This is a genomic window from Armatimonas sp. (assembly GCF_031410135.1).
Lineage (GTDB): Bacteria > Armatimonadota > Armatimonadia > Armatimonadales > Armatimonadaceae > Armatimonas.
Window position 1 is genome coordinate 1 of record NZ_JANNYP010000248.1, and the last position, 3394, is coordinate 3394.

General features: G+C 58.0%; 5 protein-coding genes. All 5 read right to left on the bottom strand.

Annotation, left to right across the window (positions count from 1 at the left end):
* The coding region (locus RMO15_RS09310; protein ID WP_309711054.1) for a hypothetical protein at positions 1-537 on the bottom strand (537 nt) is incomplete at its 3' end.
* Positions 501-1175 carry a SpoIIE family protein phosphatase gene (locus RMO15_RS09315; protein WP_309711057.1) on the bottom strand — a complete coding sequence of 225 codons (675 nt, stop codon included), beginning with the start codon at positions 1173-1175 and terminating at the stop codon, positions 501-503. The genes RMO15_RS09310 and RMO15_RS09315, both read right to left, overlap by 37 nt.
* Positions 1176-1177: 2 nt before the next feature.
* Positions 1178-1735, bottom strand: coding sequence for a hypothetical protein (locus RMO15_RS09320; protein ID WP_309711059.1), 558 nt, complete (start codon positions 1733-1735; stop codon positions 1178-1180).
* Positions 1736-2019: 284 nt separating this feature from the next.
* Positions 2020-2643, bottom strand: coding sequence for a hypothetical protein (locus RMO15_RS09325; protein WP_309711065.1), 624 nt, complete (start codon positions 2641-2643; stop codon positions 2020-2022).
* A partial coding sequence (gene asnS, locus RMO15_RS09330; RefSeq protein WP_309711062.1) for an asparagine--tRNA ligase occupies positions 2600-3394 on the bottom strand: 795 nt, incomplete at its 5' end. The genes asnS and RMO15_RS09325, both read right to left, overlap by 44 nt.

The window sequence follows — 3394 nt, forward strand, 5'->3', positions numbered from 1 at the left end:
AAGCTTGCGAGCAGCAAGTTTTGCGACTAGCTCTAAGTCCGGGCCAGAAAGCTTCGGAGAGTCGGGCGTGTAACCTGAGAGCGTTGTGGAAATCGCATCCGCCCCCGCCTCAATCGCAGCGAGCGCCGACGCCTCATTGTCAATGTCGGCCAGCACCAGCCGCCCCGTTGTGCGTTTAATGGCCTGGATTAGCTCCGCCGTCGTACCTTCGGGGTGCGGACGGAGCGTGGCATCTATCGCAATAATCTCCGCCCCGGCCTCGGCAATCGCCACAGCCTCGCGCAGCCTTGGGGTGATATAGACCTCATCAAAGCCTGGCACGACCACTTTCCAGAGCCCAAAAAGCGGTAGCTCGGGTACTTCTGTCTTGATCGCGGCGCAGTCAATCGGGGTATTGGCGCGAATCCCAACGGCTCCCCCAAGCTTGGCTGCCCGTGCGAGCTTTGCCATGGTCTCGGAACCAAAGAGCGGCTCCCCTTCGAGTGCCTGGCAGGAGACGATCAGTCCGCCTTGAAGCGGTGTAAAAAGCTTGTCCACGGCGCTATTGTATCAAGTCTGACTAAGATCACTGCCAGATCGTCGTAGAAACGCCCCGCGGGTGCCGAAGCCAAGGCCACCAGAGCATCGGCGGCGGCCTCGACATCGGCGGCTCCACGAACGGCTTCGATGACGGCGAGAGGATCGGTGTACTTAAAGAGACCATCGCTGGCGAGCAAGAGTGTCCCTGGTCGGGTGAGCTTGAGCGCAAAAACAACGGGCTCTGCGGCGGCTGTGCCCAGATGCGGCTTGCGTTTCTGCGCCTCCGTGAGATCAAAGTGCCCCTCGGATGTGATCCACCAGGCCTCCGAGGCTCCCACCGAGGCTCCTACAAGCTTTTGTGGCGTGAGGGTTAGCCCGGTCAGCGTGGTCTGGCCCGCATCTGTGTGGGCAGCTAAAGCATCGTCAAGCGCACGAAAGAACCCCGGCCAGAGCCGAGCGCCTTTCTTAGCCAGCTTGACTCCCTCGATCTCCACGGTCTCGATCGCAAGCTGTGCCGCCTCACCGCCGCCCGGTCGCCCGCCCATCCCATCGGCGAGGGCGAGCACCAGTGTCTGCGGCGCGGCATGCAGAATCAGCGCACGGTCTTCCGAAGCCTCGCCTCGGTAGCTTGCCAGCCGCGAGGCGATCTTAAACATCTCTAGTCGTGGGAGACTCCCTCTTCATAGGTCAGCTTAAAGGCTCCATACACGCCAACCAGCAAGACCACAATAGACATTGGGCTCCAGCCAAAAGACTTGAGCGTTATGCCAATCGGATCACTTTGAAGAACCATTTTCGCCTCGCCTCCCCCGAGCTTATCAAGTTCCATTCCCACCAGCATGTAGCGACTCGCAAAGAGGGACACCGCCGCCACAAGTCCTGTCAGAACGGCGGGGATTAACCCCGTGCGTCCCCCGACCACCAGCACCACAAAACCAATAATCCAGCCGATTCCCGCCGTGATCAGGGCAAAGCCAAAGTGCGTGGCGGAGACAAAGAGTGCGTAGAGCCAGCCACAGAGTAGGCCTACAGCCAGGCCAGCAATAAGTCCCAGGATAAAGCGTGCAGGACTGGACTCAAACTCAGGCGGGGCTACCGAGCTATAAGGGGATTGGGCCACACTTGGTGCCGGTGGCGTGGTGCCCTGATCGGCTGAGGGCGTGGATTTCGCATTGGGGTCGCTGAAATTGAAGCGAGGCTTCGGTTCTTCTGTCATAACAAGTATCCTCCTAAAACAACCTGGCAGGATTGTAGCATAACAGTACAGAGAAGAAAAGTTAAGTTTTGGCTATTTGTGTGATTGCCCTCGACGGTAAACCTCGGGGCTTTGGGGCACTTCGTGCCTCCTCCTCGTCCCTCGTCGGTATTCTCTGCGACGATAGGGTTTGTTTTGCAACTGTAGGGCTGGTCGCCGCAGGCGCGGCCGAAGGCCCTAAAGCCGCACGATTTCCGTACAGGCGGTTTCGTCACACCGATGGCGATAGAGAGGAAGATTTTGACCTATTTGATCGGGAAGCTGGTGGCCTCGGTAGCAAGTGCTTCTAAAACTAGCGCGATGGGCGCTACTTTCTTATTCGCAGGACGCTTTGCGTTCGGATCATCGAAACGGGCAATTGCGACGGTTTTCTGAAACGGGAGCCGCCGCATGACCTGAAGGGACTCGGCGGCAACACGCTGGGCTCCTGTGCCACGCATCACGCGAGCGGCAAAAGTGAGCTGTGCTTCTTTGGGGCTCCCATGAAGCACTCCCTGTACCTCAAAAGCCCCCTGCCCAAGGCTCTGAGCAACTTTCGTGTTGTTTTCGAGCACCAGAACCTTCTTCTCAAGAACCGTCCGACGCGTCCCAGGGCCAAGCCGAACCAGAGTCAGGGCAAGCTGGTAGCGCAGTGAGCGCACATCGGCAAGCGGTACCATCTGGGCAAGAAGCTCGACGGCCTCTTTTTCCCCCTGAACCGTGAGCCGCATCTGCGCGTCGTTGGGCGTCAGCGAGACAATTCCCTCGGGCTTTTTCAGGTTCGCGACGAACTTACTGGGCTTGAGATTCTGGAAGCGCAGGTTACGGATGACAGTCTGCATGGCACTAGAAATCCGCGCTTCCCGGTGTGCGGGGGAAGGGAATGACATCGCGGATGTTTTTCATGCCCGTCAGATAGAGCACCAGGCGCTCCAGCCCAAGACCAAAGCCCGCATGGGGCGCGGAGCCGTACTTACGCAGCTCTAAGTACCACCAGTAGACCTCTTCGGGGAGCTCCTGCTTGCGGATCTTCTCGATGAGAACATCGTAGCGCTCCTCACGCTGGCTTCCGCCGATGATCTCCCCGATACGTGGCGCAAGAACGTCCATGGCACGTACGGTCTTTTCATCGTCGTTGAGGCGCATGTAGAACGCCTTGATCTCTTTCGGATAGTCTGTGACAATCACCGGGCGCTGGAAGACCTCATCGGTGAGATAGCGCTCGTGCTCGGACTGGAGATCGCAGCCCCAGAAGACTGGAAACTCAAAGCTCTTGGCCTTGCTGGCTTTTTCGAGGATAGTGATGGCCTCGGTGTAGGTGATCTGTCCAAACGTGCTACTAGCCACTTTTTCCAGAGTCGGTAAGACATTCTCATCAATGCGCTTAGTGAAAAACTCTAAGTCAGCCGTGCAGGTATCGAGGACATGCTGAATGACATACTTCAGAAACGCCTCGGCAAGCGCCTTGTTCCCCTCTAAGTCACAAAAGGCCATCTCGGGCTCGATCATCCAGAACTCGGCGAGGTGTGGCGGGGTTTTTGAGTTTTCGTCTCGAAACGTGGGACCAAAGGTGTAGCAGTTGGTGTAGGCAAGCGCGAAGATCTCGGCCTCAAGCTGCCCGGAGACGGTCAGGTGCGCCTG

What these genes read in the sequence shown, in the direction of transcription:
- RMO15_RS09315 (WP_309711057.1), bottom strand. Translation starts at nt 1,175, where the DNA reads ATGTTTAAGATCGCCTCGCGGCTGGCAAGCTACCGAGGCGAGGCTTCG.
- RMO15_RS09320 (WP_309711059.1), bottom strand. Translation starts at nt 1,735, where the DNA reads ATGACAGAAGAACCGAAGCCTCGCTTCAATTTCAGCGACCCCAATGCG.
- RMO15_RS09325 (WP_309711065.1), bottom strand. Translation starts at nt 2,643, where the DNA reads ATGTCATTCCCTTCCCCCGCACACCGGGAAGCGCGGATTTCTAGTGCC.